The following is a 21,757-nucleotide window of genomic DNA, read 5'->3' on the forward strand; positions in this document are numbered from 1 at the left end:
TCTGAAGCTTCGATTTAGACCGAAATTTGTACTTTGGACACAAGCTCCGGTATATGCGGTATTTTATCTTGCTTTTAGTCAGCTTTCTGCTTTTGTCCTGTGATTATTTTGAGGTTAAAAAGGTCTCTTCCAAAGAGATCTATCAGGAAGAAGTTGATGCCATCAATTGGAAAGAGGTAGATCAATTTCCCTTATTCGCTTCCTGCCCGGCCGACGAAGATGACCGTGAAAAGGAATTGGAGTGCTTTCAGTCCGTGATTGGCAATCATTTACAGCAGCAGGTCAAGCTTCTGGATCGCAGTGTTTCTGCTGAGGTTCAGGATACGGTCTTGATCAGTCTCCGTATATCCGAACAAGGACAGATCGGTTTAAGAGGAATCCAGATGAATGAGGAGACCGAGCGCCAGATACCTGCGCTCCGAAGAACATTGGAGGAAGGGATTTCATCGCTGCCTACCCCTCAACCAGCCCTGAAAAGAGGGATCCCTGTTGTGACAGAGTTCTCCTTACCTCTGGCAATACGGACTACAGCCTTATAACCTAAATTTATATCCCAGGGAGAAATCGATTGGAAATTCGCCGTTATTATCTATGGCAATGGCGACGATGTCGCTATAGGCAACAGTGATCAAACCGTTACCTGCAGGAATGTCTGCACCCAACCCAAAGGCCAGGGGACTTCTAAAACTTCCTCCTGAGCCTGCAATCGTACTTAGATCGTCATTCACATCGGCTGCATCCAATGTCCTGTCAATATAGGTGTATTCGGCGATCTTAAGGTTGATAAAAAGATCCAGGCTTTCGGTTTGAACATATTTGAATCGGTAGTTCATCGAAACCTGTGTAGAGGAGAAATCGTAGTTGGAATTGGAGAACAGCTGCCGCAATTGGAAGACCAGGGAATGCCTTCTTAACTTGTTTTTTTCCAGGATCTCAAAATCGATACCGGCCATGATCAATGCGGTATTATCCGGATTAACGAAGTAAATGTTGTTGTTCACGCCAAAGAATCCGCCCAAACGGGTCTCCATCTCAGAACCTACCGCTTCTGCAACGAAGGTGGAATCCATCTGGGAGTTGTAGGTGTTGAAGAAATTGGTCAGACTACTGAGGGTAAGCTTTACGTTATTGACGGATACCGCTCCATCCGCCGTTTGATCGGCAAGCACAGTCTTGTATTCCTCCTGGTAGTCCTTGTCTATTTTGGTATTGACCAAGGGGACAATAGTATTTCCCTTCTTGGAGAAGTAACGGTATTCTCCATCTATAACATTCCACAATAAGGTAAGCTGGCCTTCTACTTGAGTTTTTAGGTTAAGTGTCTGTCCTTCAATGGTGTATTGTTGTTGCCCGTAGACGCTCAAAGACAGCAACATGGCCAGTGCTAAAAATAGATGAGCAGGTCGCATAACAATTGGATTTGGTTAGTTTAAATGTAAACAAATAATTCGACTAGGGTTGTTTGTCAAAGCTGCGACCCCGCCACTGATACTGTCCTGACAGCGAAGAAATGGCAACAATAAGCAGGATAACTGGATAGATCAGGATCATCATAGGTAACATCCAAAGGTGAAGATCGCGCCTGGCAATCGGATAGGAGATCAAAAGAATTGAGCCGTCTATCAGGGTTTTGAAAAAATAATAAGCGAACCAGGCCTTCCAACTGAAAACACCTATAACGGCCCAAGCGAATCCGAAGATCAGCATCAGGTTGATTCCAAGCAGTAACAGACCAATTGATCTTGATGTTCGAGGGCCATTCCCCAGTTGCTTGGACGCCCACCGAACCCGCTGCTGTATTACAGCGCCCCAACTAGTTTCGGCAAAAGTCCTGACCATATGGGACGGATGGTCGATCATCTGACATCTGGAAGCGTTCACATGAAAGAACTTCTCCACCAGGAACTGATCATCTCCGCTAGCTAATTGGTCGTTCCCCTTAAATCCAGAAACATCTCTAAAGGCTTGTTTCTTGTAGGCCAGATTGGCGCCGTTGCTCAATATGGGTCGCTTCCAACCAAATCCGGCCCTGGCAAATTGCTGAAGGCCAAGTAATTCGAAAAGTTGAACTTGTTCCTGTAATTTGTAATTGGCCTTTAGGCTAACGGGCCCAGATAGGCAAATTGGGTCGTGTACTCGGATATGCTTATCCAGGTTACTTAACCAGGCTTCTGCTAAGATGCAATCGGCATCCGTACAAGCTATCCAGTCCATCACAGATTCTTCAATAGCCAGGGTAATTGCGTCCTTTTTTGGGGAACCTGAGCTGCGCTGGTTATCGATGATCCGAAATTGCAGATCAGGATCCAGATTGCGGAGTTCAGAACGGATCAGGTCGGCTCCATTATCATCGGAATCATCATCCACAAAGATCACCTCCATCAATTGCCTGGGATAATCCAGCTTGGCCAGGGATTTGAGCAGTGGGCCAATTCGCTTTGCCTCATTTCTAAAAACAATGACTATGCTAAAACTGATCTGGGGTGGGCCTTCCGTCACTGCTAATGGAATCCTGGACCGGATTCCAATGAGTAACCAAACCAAAACCATAAGATAGGCTATTCCACTGATGGTAAGCAGCCAGATCATCGGTGGGAGGGTCTGTAGCTCAGGCTAAACCAAGCTCCGATCAATGCTGGCAGGATCATATTGAAAAGCCACATTAGGCTAATGGCCGACAGAACCGGCCAGGCAGCTATACCTGCCAAGGAGAATAACCAAACGGCTACACCGCCTTTTATCGCTACATCCAGGATCAAGAACGAAGGAACTGCAGAAGAGAGCAGATAGGTAAGCCAGATCAGGGACAAGGTTTGGGTCCATCCCAATTCAATGCTTTGGATTTGCATTAGGACTGTGAACATAAGACTAAAACACACATAACGCATCAGGGACAATCCTAGGACCGACAGGCTTGATCTGAGGGCAATTTTCCGCTTTATAGATATTCGGGCTCCTTTCTTCCAAACTAGCCAGATCAAAGCTGCTGCTAGTAAAATTATGCCTGTGGCTAACCAAAAATTAGCCGTTGCCAGGAAAGGATGGATCAGGTTCCAGGATAATAAAAGTCCTAACAGACCAAAAAAAAGTGTAGCCAGGAATTGGGTGCCATGGGCTATTCCATTGCTCAACAGAACTGATCGGCGTTGGGAGGGAGAAAAATAGGCAGCCTTTACACCAAAATCACCGATCCTTGCGGGAGTTGCCAATGAGAGGGCTAATCCGGCGAGGGTCTGTTTATATGCTTCTACCAATTTCATAGGTCTAACGGGGCTTACAGCAAGCTTCCATTTTATTGCTTCCAGCGTCCAATTGAGTGTTGCCATGATCAACAGCAAAGAGAATATCGGCATAGACAGCAAAAGGAATCCGTGCCCCAAGGTCATGTCCTGATCCATTCTGCCGATTATATAGAACAAGCTGAGTCCAAGTAGGCACAGTTTGATGGCGATCAAGCCATATTGCTTAGATTTGTAGGGCAGGGCATTCACAGAGAACTAATTTACGCCAATTTTTTATTGACCCTCCTTTATTCCATGAGCCAGGAAAAGATCATATTAGGAATTGACCCAGGAACCACCATCATGGGCTTTGGGTTAATTCGGGTGCGGGGCAAGCAGATGCAACTGATGCAACTCAATGAATTGCAGCTTAAAAAATACGATGATCACTACCTGAAGCTCAAACATATTTTTGAGCGTACCCTGGAGCTGATCGATCACTACAAACCGGACGAGATTGCGATTGAGGCTCCTTTCTTTGGGAAGAATGTGCAATCCATGCTTAAGTTAGGACGGGCCCAAGGAGTAGCCATGGCAGCTGGTCTGAGCAGGGAAGTGCCCATTACCGAATACTCCCCCAAAAAGATCAAAATGGCTATCACTGGTAATGGGAATGCCACTAAGGAGCAAGTGGCCAAGATGCTTCAGCAGTTGTTAGACCTCAAGGAACTGCCCAAGAACCTGGATAGTACGGATGGTCTGGCGGCAGCGGTTTGTCATTTCTTTAATGCCGGGAAGGCGACCTCGACCACCAACTACGGGGGATGGGCCGCTTTTGTGCAACAGAATCAGGATAGGGTAGAATGAGTAAATCTCCATCCATAATTTGTAAGAACTGTGGAGAAGAGGTCGAAGGGCGATATTGCCGCAGTTGTGGTCAACGAAGTTCAGTTGGAAGGGTAACCTTTAGGGAGACCTTCCAGGATCTCGCAGACGCCTTGTTTACAGTTAGCGCTCCCTTATGGGTGACCATCAAAAAGCTGGTTGTCAATCCTGGGGGTATGCTGAGGGATTATCTTGCGGGCAGGAGGAAGACCTATTACAAGCCCGTCAGTTTCTTTGTGCTGATGACCCTTATCTTTCTATTTGTTGGTTTCCTAATTGATTATGATCCCTTTGTCAATCAGACCATACAGGTTCAGGAGTCAGACGAGTCCATGCTCCTGAATGAGGCTCGGGATTTTTATCTGACCCATATCAATAATTTCTTGTTTGCCTTTGTGCTTACCCTGGCCTTGGGTCTGAAGTTGTTCTTTTGGAAAAAGTATAGCCTGGCAGAGTACGTGGCCGTGTCTTTTTATATGATCGGAATCTACACCCTGATCGTGACCCTGAATATGTTCTATATCCAGTATGTCGATGTGAATTTTCAATATCTGGGTCTGTTGATCATGTGGATCTATTTTATGTATGCCATGGTCTCCTTTTTCCCGGTAAAACGTTTTTGGGTAGCTGTGAAGTCATTGATCATATTTCCTTTGGCCATGATGGGCTATTTTATCATCGGGTTTTCCATCTCTTTGCTGATCGTTAGCCTTCGTACCTCCTGATGTCTGGTATCTATTTGCACATACCGTTCTGTAAGCAAGCCTGTCATTATTGTGATTTTCATTTTTCAACCTCGCTAAAGAAGAAGTCCGAACTCATAGAAGCCATGAGGCGGGAAATTGTACTTCGTAAAAAAGAGCTGAACGGCCCTCTTGAAACAATATACTTTGGGGGTGGAACACCCAGTTTGTTGGATGAAGACGAATTAAATACCATATTAAGTCAGATTCGGGATCAATTTGAGACGATCGATGATCCCGAGATCACCCTGGAAGCTAACCCGGACGATATAACCGAAGACAAGTTGATAGCCTGGAGAAGGGCTGGAGTGAATCGGCTCAGTATCGGGATTCAGTCCTTTTTTGAGGAAGATCTGAAATGGATGAATCGGGCTCACAATGCAGAAGAAGCCTTTCATTGTATTGAACTTGCAAAACCCTACTTCGATAATATCAGTGTGGATCTGATCTACGGAGTACCTGGAATGGGTATGGACCGATGGAAAGAGAATCTTCAGCGTTTCCTGGGTCTGGACGTACCACATATTTCCTGTTATGCATTGACGGTGGAACAGGGCACGGCATTGGACTACTTCATCCGCAAAGGAAAGGTGAGGCCGCCTGAGGATGAGTTAGCCGATGCCCATTACCAATTAATGCTGGATGAACTACAAGAAGAAGGATATGAGAATTACGAATTCTCCAATTTTGGAAAACCGGGATATTTTTCCCGCAACAACCTTGGGTATTGGATGGGGAAACCCTACTTGGGTATTGGTCCTTCAGCTCATAGTTATGACGGAAGCAGCCGAAGTTGGAATGTTGCCAATAATGTAAATTACATACAATCTCTGCAGAAAGGGGAATTACCTCTGGAGCGTGAGCTCTTGACCAAGGTAGATCGGTTCAATGAGATGGTAATGACGCGTTTGAGAACACAATTTGGCTTAAATCTGGAAGAGGTGGCCCATGAGTTTGGAGTACAGATAAAAGACCATTTAATGGAAATGGCTGGTCCGCTGCTTCAAGAAGGCATGATGGAAACCAAGGGTGATATCTTGCAAGTGACCAGAAAAGGAAAATTCCTGACAGATGGAATATCCTCCCGTTTATTCTTGTTAAATTTAGGGGACTAAATAGCCTCCATGCGGATCACCTTAGAACATAATGGCAGGGAAATCCTGGTCGATCTGGATAAACCATTGGACATCTCGATCTCATTGAGAGGGTCAGAGAAGAACCCGATCGCCTGGTATGTGGGTCCTCCATCCATAGAGCCTGTTCGAATTGGGGAGTGGACGGCCCAGGTAAGTGAAGGGGCCTCCATCAATTTCAATGAGATTCGGTTCAACCCCCATGCACATGGAACACATACGGAATGTGTTGGGCATATTACCCCGGAGTTCAACTCGGTAGACAGGGCTCTGAACAAATTCTTTTTTATGGCAGAATTGATCACGGTGGCGCCGGAGAGTCAGGGAGAGGATTTGGTGATCTCTGCTAAACAACTTAAAAAGGTGCTGGAGGGTAAAAATCCAGAGGCGCTTATCATACGGACCTTACCCAATACTTCGACCAAAAAGAAAAAGCACTACAGCCATACCAATTGGCCCTACTTGCTTGAAGAGGCTGCCGCCTTGATCCGGCAGATGGGAATTGAACATTTGCTGATCGATCAACCTTCGGTAGACCGCGAAGAGGACGGAGGAGAACTACTGGCCCATAGAGCGTTTTGGGACTATCCTGAAAACACCAGACACTCAGCCACCATTACCGAGATGGTCTATGTCAGGAACAGCATCCAGGACGGAAGTTATTTGCTCAACTTGCAGATTGCTCCATTTGACAATAATGCGAGCCCGAGTAAACCGATTCTTTACTCTTTTCAGTGATGATCAGATCAGCCCTTTTCCTGATATATTTTTTCATGATCTCATCGGCCTGCTGGTCGCAGGATTATGCCCACGTAGACAATACGCTATTGCTTTATCCGGAGCGCTTTGAAAAACCCGAAGATCTGGCCCGTTTGATAGAGCGGGACTTCTATTTGGACCAGGATAAACTCAGGGCAGTCTTTGGATGGATAATAAATAATGTTCAATACGATCCTACTCAGTACGAACGCTACGACTACAATTTCAGGTCCTATAAGGAACGCAATCGCAAGGATGAAAAAAAGCGCGAGGCCATAATCCTAAGGACCATCCAGGACCGGGAGGCTGTTTGTGAGGGATATGCTATGTTATTTGAACGGCTTTGTGAGCTCTTGGGAATCAACAGCTACCTGGTAAGAGGACAGGCCAAGGCCACCGTCAATGATATCGGTGGAGATTACCGGCAAAACCACATTTGGAACGTCGCTTATATCCAGGGGGATCCTTATTTGTTCGATACCACTTGGGGAGCTGGAAGATTTACCGATAAGTTTGAACCGGACCCGGATTTCTTCTACTTCAAAACCCCGCCAGAACTCTTGCTTCGATCACATTATCCTGAGATGTATGAGGATAGTTTGTTCCCGTTTCCCGTCAGTGCAGAGCGCTTTAGTTATTTTCCGCTGTTCCTGGATCACAGCTTAAAGGTTCAAGATCTCATTTCTCCGGAGGAGGGAATACTTAGTGCTAAAGAAATGAGGGGGCTGGTCAACTTTCAGTTAACGGCCACTCAGGTGAAACGCGTTGGATATTCCTTTGGGGGTCAATTAGCTGAGGTGATGTATAACAAAGTAGGGGAGATCCTGTATTTTCAGGTTCCACTACCGGAGGACACTCCAAAGCAATTGATGATCTATTTTGACGAGCAACCTGTATTGGCCTATCGCATTGAACGATGAATATAGAAGAGTTCAGAACCTACTGCCTGGCTAAGAAAGGTGTGACCGAGTCCTTTCCTTTTGACGAGCAGACCCTGGTCTTTAAGGTCATGGGGAAGATGTTTGCCCTTACTGGTCTGGAATACAATCCGGCCAGGGCCAACTTAAAGTGTGACCCGGAACGGTCAATTGTGCTCAGGGAAGAGTACGATGGCCTGATCTACCCAGGATATCACATGAGCAAAGCACATTGGAACACCCTCGAACTGGAGCGAAACCTGCCCGAATCATTGATCCGGGAGTTGATCGATCACTCCTATGACCTGGTGGTATCCAAACTCACCAGGAAAGTCAAGTCTCAATTGGACGAGCTCTGATCCTTTTGTTGCTTTTTGTATTCCCTTGGGGTCAGTCCGGTCCCCATTTTAAAACGCCTGTTGAAATTAGCCATATTGGTAAAGCCTGAGTTCTCTGCGATCTGGGCCACGGACTCTTCTGGTTGGTCGATCAACTTTCGGCATGCGTGCTCAATCCTTACCTCGTTCAGAAATCCGAAGTAGGTCTTGCCCGTTCTTTTCTTAAAGTATTTACAGAAGCTGGAAGGAGTCATGGCCATCTCATTAGCCAGTTCCTCGAGACGAATTCGCTGACTGAATTGGTTCATGGTATAATCGATCACGGCTGTCATTCGCCGACTGTCGGTCAAGTCATATGGAACGGTATGGTCTGAGCTGGTCAACCATTCTCCATCTGTCCGAGATAAGCTTGGAATAAGATCCATAAAGGCCATAAATCGATTTATTCCCCTGGACTTGAGCAAGGTGTTCATACTGCTTTTCCACTTGGCTGAATATCCATGCCAAAGGTATCCTCGCTCCAGATGCTGATATAAGGACTTTAAACGAGTAAGTTCCGGAGTGCGATCGATGGTCTCCGTTAACCAGGGAGATTCGAAAAAAACCGATATACGGTGATGGAGTCCTTCTTGCTGTTTCTGACTGTTGAATACGTGCGGTATTCCTCCCGGGATCAAAATAAGATCTCCGGCCTGATAGGGATGGACACTGTCCTTACAAAAGACGGTGCCCTGTCCCTTTATAATATAGCTAAGCTGTACTTCAGGGTGCTGATGCAAGCGTTCATAGAATACTTCTTGCTGGTCTTCCTGTACAATGATCGCCGCTTTCCCGGACTTAGGAATGGTAAAGGGTAAAACCTTCATTCTCTAAATTTTTGCATTATATCCAAATTTTTTGGACTTAAAATGGAAATATAGTATCAAAAGTAGACAATCTCTCATTAATTGGCTATCCACTGCAGGGTTAAATTTGTAATGGTAAAAATTCAATTATGAGCGTACAATGGAAAGGGGTGATGCCAGCGGTCACCACCAAATTCACAAAAGAAGACCAACTGGACCTGGATCTTTTTGCACACAATCTAGATGCTCAACTGAATGCCGGTGTCCACGGCATTGTGTTGGGTGGAACACTTGGAGAGGCCAGCACCTTATCGGTAGAAGAGAAAAGGGAACTGACCCGCTTTACCAGTAAGCACGTAAACGGCCAGGTTCCTGTAATGATCAATATTGCCGAGCAGTCTACAAAAGGTGCGGTACTTGCTGCAGAGCAAGCCCAACAAGATGGAGCGGATGGTCTGATGATGTTACCGCCAATGCGTTACAAGGCCGGAGACAGGGAAACTGTAGAGTATTTTAAAGCAGTAGCCAACAGCACGGATCTTCCCATTATGGTTTACAATAATCCGGTAGACTATAAGATCGAGGTTACCCTGCCTATGTTCGAGCAGCTACTGAGTTGCGAGAATATAAAGGCCGTGAAGGAGTCGACTCGGGATATTTCTAATGTGACCCGGATAAAGAACGCCTTTGGGGATCGGCTTAAGATCATGACTGGAGTAGACACTTTAGCCTTGGAGAGTCTTTTGATGGGTGCAGATGGTTGGATCGCCGGTTTGGTGTGCGCCTTCCCGGCGGAGACAGTAGCTATATACGAATTGCAGCGGAAAGGAAGAATAGCTGAGGCCATCGAAATTTATCGCTGGTTCCTACCCTTGCTGGAGTTGGATATTAACCCTAAATTAGTTCAGAACATCAAATTGGCCGAGGTTGCCACAGGATTGGGATCGGAGCAGGTAAGGGCTCCAAGACTGCCATTGGTAGGTGCAGAGCGCGCACATGTCCTGGAGGTAATAAAAACTGGGTTGGCAAACAGGCCGGAATTACCAGATTATAAGTCTTAGTTCATGCTGGAAATACGGCCAAGTTGCGAACACTGTAATACTGCCCTCCCCCCGGAGTCCGATCAAGCTATGATCTGTACCTTCGAGTGCACCTTCTGTGTAGATTGTGTAGAAGGTGTTTTGGGAGGAATTTGTCCGAATTGCGGAGGAGGATTTCAACCTCGTCCCATCAGACCGGCCAGGCTATTGGATAAGTATCCCACATCCACTAAGATCATTCACAAACCGGTGGATGTGCCGGCCCATCATAAACGACATAACATAACATGATCAGCGGAAAAAACTATATAGGTGAACAGCTAATTGCTCAAGGAGAAAAGACCTATCATTCCTTCGACCCCAAATTAAATTTGCCCAATCAGACCAGTTTTACGGAAGCTACTCCAGAGGAGATCAACAGGGCCGTAAATCTAGCTACAGAGGCCTTTCAAGATTTTCGAACTTTTTCAGGAGAGCGAAAGGCGGCCTTTCTGGAGGCTATAGCCGATGGCATTTTGGAATTGGGCGACGAACTCATAGATACCTATTGTTCAGAAACGGGATTACCTTCAGGAAGAGCTCAAGGAGAACGCGGCCGAACCGTCTTTCAATTACGCTCTTTCGCGGAGCTCTTACGAGAAGGTTCCTGGGTGGAAGCTACTATTGACACAGCAATTCCGGATCGGGCACCAATTCCGAAAGCTGATCTGCGCAAGATGAACATTCCTTTGGGACCGGTGGTGGTGTTTGGTGCCAGTAACTTTCCATTGGCTTATTCAACGGCAGGAGGGGATACAGCGGCGGCTCTGGCTGCCGGATGCCCAGTGATCGTGAAATCCCACCCCATGCACGCAGGCACAGGTGAATTGGTGGCTTCGGCCATCGTTAAAGCTGCCAAACAAACAGGGATGCCTAACGGGGTATTCTCCAATTTGAACAGTAGTGGGATAGAGGTTGGTGTTCAGCTGGTTAAGCACCCTGAGGTCAAGGCTGTCGGGTTTACCGGTAGTATTAATGGAGGCCGTGCGTTGTTCGACCTGGCTGCTGCCCGGGAAGAACCCATACCGGTCTTTGCCGAGATGGGTAGTGTAAATCCTGTTGTCCTTTTACCAGATGCCTTGGATAGGAGGGCTTCGGAGTTGGCTAAGACCTATGCCGGATCCATCACCTTAGGGACTGGGCAGTTCTGTACCAATCCCGGATTGATCCTGGGATTGGCGGGTCAAGGATTAGACAATTTCATCAGTCATCTGTCAGAAGAGATACTCAAGATCGATCCAAGCTGTATGCTGCACCCAAACATCATTGGTGCTTATGAAAACAATAAGACTTCAGCTCAAGGTCAGGAAGGGGTGGAGATAGTAGCACAATTTGAGCAGGAAGTAGCTGTTAATCACGCAAGGCAAACTGTAACTACAGTCTCCGGTTCCATTTTCAAAGACAACCCTCGACTTCACCAGGAAGTCTTTGGTCCTTATTCGTTGGTTGTTCAATGTGAAAATGAGGCACAGCTTATTGAGATCATCCGGCAGTTAGAAGGACAACTGACAGGAACGGTCATAGCCGAGGACGGAGAGGCGCGTAAATATCCCGGAATGATAGATGCTCTTCAAAATAGGGTAGGCCGCATTATTTATAATGGCGTTCCAACCGGCGTCGAGGTTTGTCCTTCCATGTTGCACGGTGGCCCATATCCAGCTTCTACCGATAGTCGGTTTACAGCAGTGGGAGTTCATTCCATCAAGCGATGGGTGCGGCCATTTAGTTACCAAAGCTGGCCTGACGAGCTTTTACCGGACGAGTTGAAGAATGCTAACCCTTTAGGGATATCCAGGCAGGTCAATAATCGTTGGACGGACCGACCCATAAATTAATTCAGATGAGAAATAAGATCGTAATATTCGCATTCACTATCCTGTCGCTAAGTCTCAATGCTCAGAGTAGTGAGCAATTGGCCGAAGCCATTGATGCCTATGAGGATTACAGTAGTTATGATGGTAGGAAGTATCCACTAGGCTTGGTTACCCCTGAGCGCTATGAGAAGGATGCCACCTTTTTCAAGGATCTGTTGGCTGAGGTTGAAAAGATCGATGGAAGCGATCTCAATGAGACCGAACAAATTTCCTTGGAGTTGCTTGCATTCGTGCTAAGAGACCGGATCGCCTATGTCAATTTTGAAGGTTATCTGAATCCACTTTTATCCGATTCTGGTTTTCACCTGAACCTGAATTATCGGGTGCGTCCCATCAATAATTATGCGCAAGCCATTAATTATTTGCGAGTGCTTAATGCCATTCCGGATTTCGTGGATCAGTATTTTGCCAATCTTCGGGCGGGATTGGAAAAAGGTGTCTCCCAACCAAAGATCATCTTCAAAGGGTATGAGAGTACCTACGATGATCATATAGTTGCTAATTATGAGGATAGCTTCTTTTACTCTCCTTTTAAAAATTTACCCGAGCAGATGACCCAGAAACAGAAAGACTCTGTTATGACTGAAGGACGGAAGGCGGTAGAGCAAGTTGTTATTCCTCAATTCAAACGGATCAAGGAATTCTTTGAAACGGAGTACCTGCCTAAAACCAGGGATGCCATTGGAGTTTCGGACCGTCCGGGTGGAGCTGAATACTACCAGGACCGGATCAACTTTTACACCACCAGTACCCAATATACTGCGCAGGATATTCACGAGATCGGGCTGGCTGAGGTCGCACGGATCAGGGCACAGATGGAAGAGATCATAAAGGAGGTGGAATTTGAAGGCAGTTTTGATGAGTTCCTGGAATTTCTGCGAACCGACGAACAATTCTATGCCAAGACACCGAGGGAATTATTGATGATTGCCAGAGACATGGCAAAGCGGGCCGACGAGCAACTGCCGAGATTCTTTAAGACCTTGCCCCGTATGCCTTATGGAGTAGCTCCCGTACCCGATGCCATTGCGCCGAAATACACGGGAGGGCGTTATGTGGGTACTTCCGCAGGCAGTACCCGGCCCGGTTATTATTGGGTAAATACCTATAATCTTCCTAGCAGGACACTTTATACGCTTCCGGCCTTAACGGTACATGAAGCTGTTCCCGGTCATCATTTGCAGGGTGCCCTGAACAACGAGTTAGGGGATAGTATACCGCAGTTCCGCAGAAATCTCTATCTCTCCGCTTACGGAGAGGGTTGGGGACTATATACGGAATTCCTGGCAGAGGAGATGGGAATGTACACTACGCCTTATGAGAAGTTTGGCCAGCTGACCTATGAAATGTGGCGGGCCTGCCGTTTGGTGGTGGATACAGGTATTCACGCCTTGGGTTGGTCCAGGGATGAGGTAGTCGATTTTATGGCTTCCAATACCGCACTATCCCTGCATGAGGTGAACACGGAAACCGATCGCTATATCTCCTGGCCTGGTCAGGCCCTGTCTTACAAGATAGGAGAGCTAAAGATCAGGGAACTTCGTAAAAAAGCAGAATCTGAACTGGGAGAAGATTTCGATATACGTGAGTTCCACGAGGTGATACTGGAGCAGGGAACCGTAACCCTGGCTATTTTGGAAAAACGCATGAACAATTACATTGCTGCAAAGAAGGATGAGTGAAACCCGCTTCAAATGTATTGATGCCCACACGTGTGGAAATCCGGTCCGGGTAGTTTTGACAGGAAAACCTGAATTACGGGGCAGCTCAATGAGCGAGCGACGGCAGCATTTCCTGGAGGAATACGATTGGATCAGAACCGGTTTGATGTTCGAGCCTCGTGGACACGATATGATGAGCGGAAGCTTGCTTTATCCTCCCGCAGACCCCACCAATGATGTTGGAGTATTATTTATAGAAACCTCCGGGTGCTTGCCGATGTGTGGCCACGGAACCATAGGAACGGTAACCATTGCCATCGAGAAAGGGTTGGTCACGCCCAAAGAGCCGGGAGAGCTGCGTTTGGAAACTCCAGCGGGATTGGTTGTAGTACAATATCAAGAAGAAGCAGGTAAGGTCCGGTCTGTCACTTTGACCAATGTGAAGAGTTATCTGGCTGGTGAGGGGCTGACCGTAGATTGTCCAGGTTTAGGTGAGCTCAAGATCGACGTTTCATATGGAGGGAATTTTTACGCCATAGTTGATCCTCAGGAAAACTTTTCGGGGGTTCAAGATTTTACCGCTGGAGAGTTGATCCAATTTTCACAAGTGGTCAGGAAACGACTGAACGAAAAATATCCCGATTGTTTTATCCACCCGGAAGACCCTACCATCCGTGATATAACGCATATGCTCTGGACCGGTAATCCGATTGATCCAAATTCGGATGGAAGAAATGCCGTTTTCTATGGCGATAAGGCGATTGATCGTTCTCCATGTGGAACAGGGACATCTGCCAGGATGGCCCAATTACACGCCAAAGGCCAGTTAAAGGTTGGGCAGGACTATGTGCACGAAAGTTTTATCGGTTCTACCTTTACGGGGAGAATTGTACAAGAGACCAATTTAGCAAACCACAAGGCGATTATTCCGTCTATCAAGGGTTGGGCCAGGATCTATGGGGAAAATACCATCTCCATTGATCCTCAGGATGACCCTTATGCTTACGGATTTCAAGTGATCTGATATGGGTAAGAAGGTGCTAGTCATAGGAGGAGGTATAGTCGGTTTGAGTACCGCCTACTTTTTGAAGAAAGCCGGGCATGATGTCACTGTTGTGGATAAATCCACCATGGATTACGGTGCCTCCTATGTCAATGCAGGATATTTAACCCCGAGTCATATCGTACCCCTGGCAGCACCTGGTGTTATGAAACAAGGGCTTAAGTGGATGTTCAATTCTGCCAGTCCACTCTATATTAAACCTCGACTTAACCCTAGTTTCTTGAGGTGGGCCTGGGCATTTAACAAAAGTTGCAGCCAGGCCAATGTTGACCGATCCATCAAGGCCATACGGGATATCAACCTGATCAGTAGGGAGCTCTTCACAGAGATAAGGAACGAGAATGATTGGCAGTTCCAGTTGGAACGTAAAGGATTACTGATGTATTGCCAGACAGAGTCCATGTTAGAGCATGAGATCGAGTTGGCCGAACTTGCCCAACAGCACGGCTTAGAAGCCAGGGAGGTCAGCATGGAAGAGGTCAGGCAGATGGAGCCGGACTGCGAGTTGGATATCATAGGTGCCGTTCATTATGCCTGTGACGGTCATACTACTCCGACAGAACTCATGCAGGACCTGAAATCCAGTTTGCCCGTTATGGGGGTAACCATACGAAAGCAAGAAGAGGTCACAACAATCGAGCGTAAAAATGGGCAGATTATCCGTGTGGTGACCGATAAATCAGAATATCAGCCAGATGAGGTAATCCTGGCTGCGGGTTCCTGGAGTAGTTCCCTGGCCAATCAATTAGGACTGGACCTCCTGCTGGAAGGTGGAAAAGGATACCGCATCAATGCCCATGGGGATAACAAGATTCAGATGCCGGCCATCTTGTGCGAGGCCAAGGCAGCGGTCACCCCAATGAACGGCTATACCCGATTTGCCGGAACCATGGAAATAGCCGGGATCAATCACCATGTCAGAAAGGAACGGGTCAATGCCATTGCCCAGGCGGCAAAGAGATACTATCCGGGTGTTCAGATCGAAGCAGAGGAAATTGCCGATGCTCAGTGTGGTTTAAGGCCAGTTTCACCCGACGGAATGGCCTATATCGGACGCACTGCAAAATGCAGTAATCTGGTACTCGCTACAGGACATGCCATGATGGGGTGGAGCATGGGACCGGCAACCGGCTTGTTGATCAGCGAGTTGATCTCAGGTCAACCAACTTCAATGGATCTGAGTCCGTTTGACCCTGATCGTAAGTTCTAATGCGGTAAACGCATATTGATGAGGTGCTTTACAAAGCCCGCCTTTTCGTATGCCCTGATTGCCGGATCGTTCACATCGTAAACATCCAACCTGATCTCCTGCAGGTCGCGTTCCCGGCACCATTGGATCAATACATCCAGTATCAGTTTATTATATCCCTTGCCGCGGTGTTGGGGCGGCACAAACATAAAGCCCAGATAGCCCAGTCGATGGTGTTTTAAATAATGACGGTCCCCTTTTATCTTGGCGTAACCTGAGGCCACCAGTTCACCATCCAGTTCGGCCACAAAAAGGTCGGCGTCCTCATCGCGAATAAAATCGCGGACGTCGTAATAGTGAATATGCCCGTCTTTGATCGTAGGGTCCATAGGACGCTCTGCCTGGATCAATCCCTGTTCGAATTGCAGCAGTACGGGCACATCGTCCATCGTAGCTTTTCGCACCAGTGGTTGCATGGTCTAGCAGCTCATATCGGCCACGATCTTCCATTGGCCATCGATCTTCTTAAAAATGATCATGAATATTCCCCGGGCATCTCCCATGGGCCTTTCCAGATGAAACCTTCCCATCACATAATAGCTTCCCTCTTCGATAGGCGTTATGGATTCTAAAGTGAAATTCAATGTACCCGCTACCTCTTTGTTAGAATAACCTCTTTTGTAATTGGCTAAAGTCTGATCCCAGCCATAGGTTATACCATTGGAACCGAAGAATTTAAGCGAATCGTTCTTCCAATAGCCTTCCATAAAGCCTTCCAGGTCGTAATTGGACCAGGCTTCTTGTTGTTTGGCCATTACAGCACGGATAGATTTTTCATCCTCTGAACGTGTTTGAGCAATAATTCCGTCGCTCAGAAGGACGGCCAAAAAAATTAGGATTATTCTCATATCATATCTTTTTCATGAAGTCTTCACTTATTATTTGTGAGAGCCTGCCAAGGAACTCATCCGCGTTCACCTTATCAAATACCATGGGTGGCTTGATCTTGATCACATTCTCATCGGGTCCGTCACTACTGGTCAAGATACCAAATTCTTTCATCCGGTTGACCAGGTAGTTTGTTTGAGGAGTCAATGGACGCTTTTCTAAGTCGCATAGTTCTACTCCAAGGAATAATCCTTCTCCTCTAATATCTGCCAGAATAGGATGTTCTTGTTGTAGCTTTCTCAAGCCGGCTTTTAAATAGTCGCCCATCTTCTGAGCATGGCTTTGCAATTCATCTTTTAGGATGACGTCCAGGACCGCCTTGCCTGTCCGGCTACTTACCGGATTACCTCCGAAAGTATTGAAGAATTCCATTCCATTGGCAAATCGCTCGGCCACTTTACGAGTGCAGGCTACTATGCCCAGAGGATGTCCGTTACCAGCTGGTTTTCCCATGGTTACTATGTCCGGTTCAAGTCCAAAGAGTTCAAAAGCCCAGAAACGCGACCCTGTCCGTCCAAAACCCGTTTGTACTTCATCCGCAATACACAGTCCGCCGGCTTCTTGGATCATGGAGTAAATCTGGTTAAAATAATTCTCGGGAGGGACGATCTGACCTCCACAACTCAAAATACTTTCGTGAATGAAACTTGCAGGGCCAGTACCATTACGTTCAATGGACTTTAACCGTTCCAAGGCATAACGGCTGTACTTTTCCCCACAGTCTTTATCAGTATGTATTCCCCGGAATGGATCGGGTAGTGGAAGGAGGTGGGTGTGAGCAGGTTTACCTCCCCCTCCCTTGCGGTCAAACTTATACGAGCTCACATCAATTACGGCATTGGTGTTGCCGTGATAACCCATTTCCAAGGCAAGTATTTCTTTCGATCCACTCCAGGTATTGGCCATTCTAAGCGCTAATTCGTTGGCCTCGCTTCCAGAATTCACCAGGTAGATGACTTCTATGTGATCAGGGAGTTTCTTTCGGAGTCTATCGGCATAATCCAATACGGCAGGATGTAAATAGCGGGTGTTTGTATTCAACACACTTAGCTGCTTCTTCGCCGCCTGAACCACCGCGGGATGTTCGTGTCCCACATGAGCCACATTATTCACAGTATCCAGATATTTACGCGCCCATGGATCCATAAGATAAGGCCCGTCACCGCGAACAATATGCAGGGGTTCTCTGTAGGAAAGACTCAAGCTTTTTCCAAGGGACCGGGACCTTCTATGGATCAGGTCTTCGGTCTCAGCGTCATATTGAGTTGTCAATTCTTCCTTAGAGAATAGCAAGTTGGGATCGGGGCACAGGCTCTTCCAAACCGCTAACTCACTTTTGTAACCCACTCCCGGAAAGTCCAGGGTGTAGTCCAACATGCTCAACATGATCTGAAAGTGCAAATGAGGGGCCCAAACACCATTCTCTGAAGGTTCTCCCAAAACGCCTAATTGTTGACCCTTTTCAACTGTGTCCCCCACCGCAAACTGATTTGGACTATCGGCGCTCAAATGGCCGTATAGGGTAAAGAATTCTATACCATTCTCTTTGTGCTTTAGGATGATAAGACCTCCGTATTCTTTAAATCCGGCATCGTTGGTGGCTGTGAAAACTGTACCGTGGAAAAGTGCGTGAACAGGAGTTCCAGCAGGCAACCAAAAGTCGACTCCTAAGTGAACTGTCCTGCTTTCAGACCCCGAGTTTCCATCTCGGTCGTAAGCCGTAGAAGTGTAAAGTGGACGAGGTTCCAGGTAACCTCCAGCGATAAATTTATCCGCGAATTCAGCCTGCAACCGATCGATTCGAAACTGGAAAAGATCCAGGTCGTTGAATTCCTCTCTGCTTCCGGCCCAAGTGGAAGATGGCTTGAGGTCCAAAAGGACCACTTCCTTTTTATCTTGTTGATCCGGGAATAACTCCCTGATATCTATCTCCAGCCCATTGGCCCATTGATAAAATGCGTCTTGGCTGGGATGTGCATGTTTGCCACAGGCATTTCTGAAACTGTAGTGAGCCAACTCTTCGGAAAGCTGGAACCATTGTTCCAAAAGATTCCAGGCTGGTTCTTCAGAAATGACCAAATACTCATCTTCCGGGTCCTCTTGTTTGCGAATATGCGAGACGGTGACACTTGTAACTAGCCGCATACCTACCAAGGCATAGAGATGTATTAATTCATCTTCCTGCAGTGGAGATTGGTCTTGATAGGCCAAAATCACCTCACAGGCCGCACCTAGGGGTTCTGACGTTCCCATTACCGCATAGGTGATCAGTATGGCAAGTTCATTAATAGACTGGGAATAGCAGGCATCCCCAAAATCGATAAAACCCTTTACTTGCGGTTCAATGGCTTCCTCGGACACCACAATGTTGTAGTCGTTCAGGTCATTGTGGATCAGTTGCTTTCTGAGATTTCCGTAAGCGGGTTGTAAATCTTCAAAACGCCCTTGGAAATACCGTATCCATTCTAGTCGTTCACCCTGGAAGTCGTTTGTATGGTCGGTTGTCCAATTGCTTTGAGCCAGGTCCCATCGAAAATTGGATCTTCCCTCTTGCTGAGGTAGTTCCCGCATGGCCCGATTCAGTTTTCCCGCCGCACTGCCCAACTGGGCGCGCAAGTTTTGGGTATGAGGATTTACATTGGCCCAAAGACGACCGGTTATCCAGCTGAATAAACGAACCGAGATCGTTTTTTGACCTACTTGGGTGCTGATCTCCAAAGCTCCATTTAGAGCCGGTTTCAGTCCGGGAATACTCAGGTCAGAGATTTTGCCCACCAAGCCAACCAGTATTTTTTCCTGTTCCTGGCGTGTTCGATTAGCCCTTTGATCGGTCGATAATTTAAGGAGGAAGTTGCCCTCAGGAGAGTGTATTTGATAATTCAGGTCCTGATCTCCATATAAATAAGTAGCCGTTGCATCGAGTCCATAGTGTAGCTTGAGCAATTCTTCAGCTTGTTGGACAGAAATGGATGGGATAGTTGTCTTCATTAGCGCAATAAAAATCCATCCTTAAAAGGATCTCTTGGGTCAATTATAAAAGTGTGGATTCCTGTCATATGAGCCGTTCCGGAAACTTCTGGTATTACCGCAGTGAATGGTCCATAGGTTTGTACATTTACCACACTTCCAGTAAAAAGAGAACCAGTAATACTTTCTATGGTAAGCACATCTCCAGCCTCAATTTCGTTCCTGGCGTGATGGATGGCCATCCTGCCCGAAACTCCGGAGCCCGTTGGTGATCGGTCCACTTCGCCGTCCGCGAAGATGCAAACATTTCGACTATCCGCGATCTCAGAAATCGGAGGGCCGATGAAAATGGTACCGTAGAGAAATGAGAGATCCGCTTCAAACGGATGATGAAATCCGATTCCATGTTCTATTACGGCCTGCTTAATTCTTCTTCCATGATCGATCAACTTATCGGTGGAATGAGCGTGCAGATCTAGTTCTAATTTATTCTTGTCCAGATCTACATAGGCATAAAAGGCTCCACCGTATGCCAGATCGTAGACCACTCTTCCAATTCCTGGGACATCGACCTCCTGATCCAATGCAATCACAAAGCTCGGTACCCCATGAAAATTCACGTCCACAACTTTTCCTTTTTCGACCTGTATATGCGATTCAATTCGACCACATGGCGCATCAATTCTCAGTGTGTTCATCCCTTCTTCAATGTCCATCCAACCTTGCTCCGCAACCAGAGTAGATAGAGCGATGACGGCATGTCCACACATGGTCGAATAACCCTCGTTGTGCATAAAAATAACACCAAAATCTGCCTTGGGGTCATTGGGTGGTACGATCAGGCAACCATACATATCGGCATGACCTCGTGGTTCAAACATCAAAGCCTGTCTCAAGTAGTCAAGATGTTTCTTACAGTAGCGTCTGTATTCCAGGATGTTGTTGCCCTCCAGGGGTGGATACCCAGAGATGATCACCCTGAGCGGTTCTCCTCCGGTATGCATGTCAACGGTCTGAATCTGGAGCCAATCTTTCGGGATGCGGGCTTGGGCTTGTTCAGTTATACGATTATAAATTCGCATGGTAGAGATCGAGGTAATGTTTGGCGGCCACCAGATCTTCTACTGCATGGCCTACAGATTTGAATAAGCTAATTTCCTGGTCGTTCTTTCTGCCGGTAATTTCACTACGGCAAAGCTGGAAGAGATCGCCAACGATTTCCTCTTTTTTCAAGATCCCGGTTTTCAGGGGTATGACGATGTCACCACTTTCCACTAGGCCAGTGGCCATCTCGTCCAGGAAGATCCGGCTTCTGCGAATCACGTCATCATCGGCTTCTCGGGCATGGGGTTTAAAACTACCTACAAGATCCAGGTGTTGCCCGGGCTTGAGATATTTTCCTAGTATCAAAGGTTGGGTTGCGGAGGTGGCACAACAGATTATATCCGCCCATGCTAATCCTTCCTCCAAGGACAAATGATCCACTTTTCGGAATGCTTCTTTTTTTATGCTTTCCTGAACGGATTGAATCTTCTCCGTGGTACGACCCCAGATCATAACCTCTTCGATTGGTCTTACTGCAGCATGAGCCAGGATCATTTCTCTGGACAAGATCCCGGTTCCGATCATGAGAAGTTTAGAACTCTCTGGTCTGCTTAAATAAGTTGAAGCCAGGGCAGAGGTAGCAGCAGTCCGCTTGGCCGTGAGGGCTGCTCCATCTAATACGGCGAGAAAATCACCCTTGTTGGCATCCATAAGCAGGTAGGCCCCCTGTATGCTGGGTCTGCCTGAGTTGTAGTAACCAGGATTTATATTTACAACTTTAATCCCTCCAACCTCACCTGGGTTCCAGGCCGGCATGAGTAGCATGGTGGTCTCGTTGTCCAAATGCCAATTGTCAAACTGGTGGTGATGCCGGCTGGGACAGACGATCTCTTTATTGGAAAAGCCAGACCGCAGTACCTCGGTCAGTGCCTGATACCGGGTTTTCTCTTCTATGAATGAGCCCGAGATAAATGGTAGACTGCGCACTTTATAAAGGTAAGCAGAAGCAGAAACCGGGGCAACCAAAATTGCGAAATCATTCGTCGACACTTATCCGTCATTCGTCGACACTTATTATATATTTAACTTGC

22 protein-coding genes are annotated in these 21,757 nt (G+C 47.0%); 13 read left to right on the forward strand and 9 right to left on the reverse strand.

The features are described 5' to 3' along the window. Positions 1–53 precede the first annotated feature (53 nt). Entirely contained in the window at positions 54–539 is a 486-nt protein-coding gene (locus BST85_RS00070) for a hypothetical protein (RefSeq protein ID WP_104811387.1), read from the forward strand. Here BST85_RS00070 and BST85_RS00075 read toward each other — a convergent pair. The 3 genes from BST85_RS00075 to BST85_RS00085 are packed head-to-tail and all read right to left on the reverse strand — an operon-like array spanning position 534 to position 3,491. Further along, a complete protein-coding gene (locus BST85_RS00075; RefSeq protein ID WP_104811388.1) occupies positions 534–1,409 on the reverse strand; it encodes a hypothetical protein in 876 nt (291 codons plus the stop codon). The genes BST85_RS00070 and BST85_RS00075 overlap by 6 nt on opposite strands. A 43-nt stretch (positions 1,410–1,452) precedes the next feature. After that, positions 1,453–2,589, reverse strand: a complete 1,137-nt coding sequence (locus tag BST85_RS00080; RefSeq protein ID WP_104811389.1) for a glycosyltransferase — start codon at positions 2,587–2,589, stop codon at positions 1,453–1,455. Next, positions 2,586–3,491: a hypothetical protein gene (locus BST85_RS00085; RefSeq protein ID WP_104811390.1), complete on the reverse strand. Its 906-nt coding sequence runs from the start codon at positions 3,489–3,491 to the stop codon at positions 2,586–2,588. The genes BST85_RS00080 and BST85_RS00085 overlap by 4 nt, the downstream gene beginning before the upstream one ends. A gap of 45 nt (positions 3,492–3,536) precedes the next feature. Here BST85_RS00085 and ruvC point away from each other — a divergent pair, with 45 nt between their 5' ends. The 6 genes from ruvC to BST85_RS00115 are packed head-to-tail and all read left to right on the forward strand — an operon-like array spanning position 3,537 to position 8,017. Next, complete coding sequence (gene ruvC / locus BST85_RS00090; RefSeq protein ID WP_104811391.1) at positions 3,537–4,088, forward strand: crossover junction endodeoxyribonuclease RuvC; 552 nt, start codon at positions 3,537–3,539, stop codon at positions 4,086–4,088. Then, positions 4,085–4,831, forward strand: coding sequence for a DUF3667 domain-containing protein (locus BST85_RS00095; RefSeq protein WP_104811392.1), 747 nt, complete (start codon positions 4,085–4,087; stop codon positions 4,829–4,831). The genes ruvC and BST85_RS00095 overlap by 4 nt, the downstream gene beginning before the upstream one ends. After that, entirely contained in the window at positions 4,831–5,964 is a 1,134-nt protein-coding gene (gene hemW / locus BST85_RS00100; protein WP_104811393.1) for a radical SAM family heme chaperone HemW, read from the forward strand. The genes BST85_RS00095 and hemW overlap by 1 nt, the downstream gene beginning before the upstream one ends. Before the next feature lie 9 nt (positions 5,965–5,973). Continuing rightward, positions 5,974–6,720 (forward strand): cyclase family protein, encoded by a 747-nt coding sequence (locus tag BST85_RS00105; RefSeq protein ID WP_104811394.1) that lies wholly within the window; start codon positions 5,974–5,976, stop codon positions 6,718–6,720. Beyond that, entirely contained in the window at positions 6,720–7,661 is a 942-nt protein-coding gene (locus BST85_RS00110; protein ID WP_104811395.1) for a transglutaminase domain-containing protein, read from the forward strand. Before BST85_RS00105 ends, BST85_RS00110 begins: the two co-directional genes overlap by 1 nt. After that, positions 7,658–8,017, forward strand: a complete 360-nt coding sequence (locus BST85_RS00115) for an MmcQ/YjbR family DNA-binding protein (protein WP_104811396.1) — start codon at positions 7,658–7,660, stop codon at positions 8,015–8,017. Before BST85_RS00110 ends, BST85_RS00115 begins: the two co-directional genes overlap by 4 nt. Here BST85_RS00115 and BST85_RS00120 read toward each other — a convergent pair. After that, positions 7,999–8,862: an AraC family transcriptional regulator gene (locus tag BST85_RS00120; protein WP_104811397.1), complete on the reverse strand. Its 864-nt coding sequence runs from the start codon at positions 8,860–8,862 to the stop codon at positions 7,999–8,001. The two genes, BST85_RS00115 and BST85_RS00120, sit on opposite strands and share 19 nt — an antisense overlap. Positions 8,863–8,990: 128 nt before the next feature. Between BST85_RS00120 and BST85_RS00125 the strand changes: the two genes are divergently transcribed. The 6 genes from BST85_RS00125 to BST85_RS00150 are packed head-to-tail and all read left to right on the forward strand — an operon-like array spanning position 8,991 to position 15,728. Continuing rightward, entirely contained in the window at positions 8,991–9,902 is a 912-nt protein-coding gene (locus BST85_RS00125) for a dihydrodipicolinate synthase family protein (RefSeq protein WP_104811398.1), read from the forward strand. A gap of 3 nt (positions 9,903–9,905) precedes the next feature. Then, positions 9,906–10,172 carry a DUF1272 domain-containing protein gene (locus BST85_RS00130; RefSeq protein ID WP_104811399.1) on the forward strand — a complete coding sequence of 89 codons (267 nt, stop codon included), beginning with the start codon at positions 9,906–9,908 and terminating at the stop codon, positions 10,170–10,172. Beyond that, positions 10,169–11,755, forward strand: coding sequence for an aldehyde dehydrogenase (NADP(+)) (locus BST85_RS00135; RefSeq protein ID WP_104811400.1), 1,587 nt, complete (start codon positions 10,169–10,171; stop codon positions 11,753–11,755). Before BST85_RS00130 ends, BST85_RS00135 begins: the two co-directional genes overlap by 4 nt. A gap of 5 nt (positions 11,756–11,760) precedes the next feature. Next, the gene (locus tag BST85_RS00140; protein ID WP_104811401.1) at positions 11,761–13,476 is read left to right on the forward strand and encodes a DUF885 domain-containing protein; all 1,716 of its coding nucleotides are present in this window, start codon (positions 11,761–11,763) and stop codon (positions 13,474–13,476) included. Continuing rightward, the gene (locus BST85_RS00145) at positions 13,469–14,479 is read left to right on the forward strand and encodes a 4-hydroxyproline epimerase (RefSeq protein ID WP_104811402.1); all 1,011 of its coding nucleotides are present in this window, start codon (positions 13,469–13,471) and stop codon (positions 14,477–14,479) included. The genes BST85_RS00140 and BST85_RS00145 overlap by 8 nt, the downstream gene beginning before the upstream one ends. Before the next feature lies 1 nt (position 14,480). Then, positions 14,481–15,728 (forward strand): NAD(P)/FAD-dependent oxidoreductase, encoded by a 1,248-nt coding sequence (locus BST85_RS00150; protein WP_104811403.1) that lies wholly within the window; start codon positions 14,481–14,483, stop codon positions 15,726–15,728. Here BST85_RS00150 and BST85_RS00155 read toward each other — a convergent pair. Genes BST85_RS00155 through lhpI form a run of 5 tightly spaced genes read right to left on the reverse strand, consistent with a single transcriptional unit; the run spans position 15,725 to position 21,653 of the window. After that, on the reverse strand, positions 15,725–16,171 hold the full coding sequence (locus tag BST85_RS00155; RefSeq protein WP_342750368.1) for a GNAT family N-acetyltransferase: 447 nt from the start codon (positions 16,169–16,171) through the stop codon (positions 15,725–15,727). The two genes, BST85_RS00150 and BST85_RS00155, sit on opposite strands and share 4 nt — an antisense overlap. Before the next feature lie 15 nt (positions 16,172–16,186). Continuing rightward, positions 16,187–16,615 (reverse strand): YybH family protein, encoded by a 429-nt coding sequence (locus BST85_RS00160; protein WP_104811405.1) that lies wholly within the window; start codon positions 16,613–16,615, stop codon positions 16,187–16,189. A gap of 1 nt (position 16,616) precedes the next feature. Next, the gene (locus BST85_RS00165; RefSeq protein WP_104811406.1) at positions 16,617–19,643 is read right to left on the reverse strand and encodes an aminotransferase class III-fold pyridoxal phosphate-dependent enzyme; all 3,027 of its coding nucleotides are present in this window, start codon (positions 19,641–19,643) and stop codon (positions 16,617–16,619) included. After that, positions 19,643–20,704, reverse strand: coding sequence for a proline racemase family protein (locus tag BST85_RS00170; protein WP_104811407.1), 1,062 nt, complete (start codon positions 20,702–20,704; stop codon positions 19,643–19,645). Before BST85_RS00170 ends, BST85_RS00165 begins: the two co-directional genes overlap by 1 nt. After that, entirely contained in the window at positions 20,691–21,653 is a 963-nt protein-coding gene (gene lhpI / locus BST85_RS00175) for a bifunctional Delta(1)-pyrroline-2-carboxylate/Delta(1)-piperideine-2-carboxylate reductase (RefSeq protein WP_104813837.1), read from the reverse strand. The genes BST85_RS00170 and lhpI overlap by 14 nt, the downstream gene beginning before the upstream one ends. Between the last annotated feature and the right edge of the window lie 104 nt (positions 21,654–21,757).

The organism is Aureitalea marina (assembly GCF_002943755.1).
GTDB lineage: Bacteria > Bacteroidota > Bacteroidia > Flavobacteriales > Flavobacteriaceae > Aureitalea > Aureitalea marina.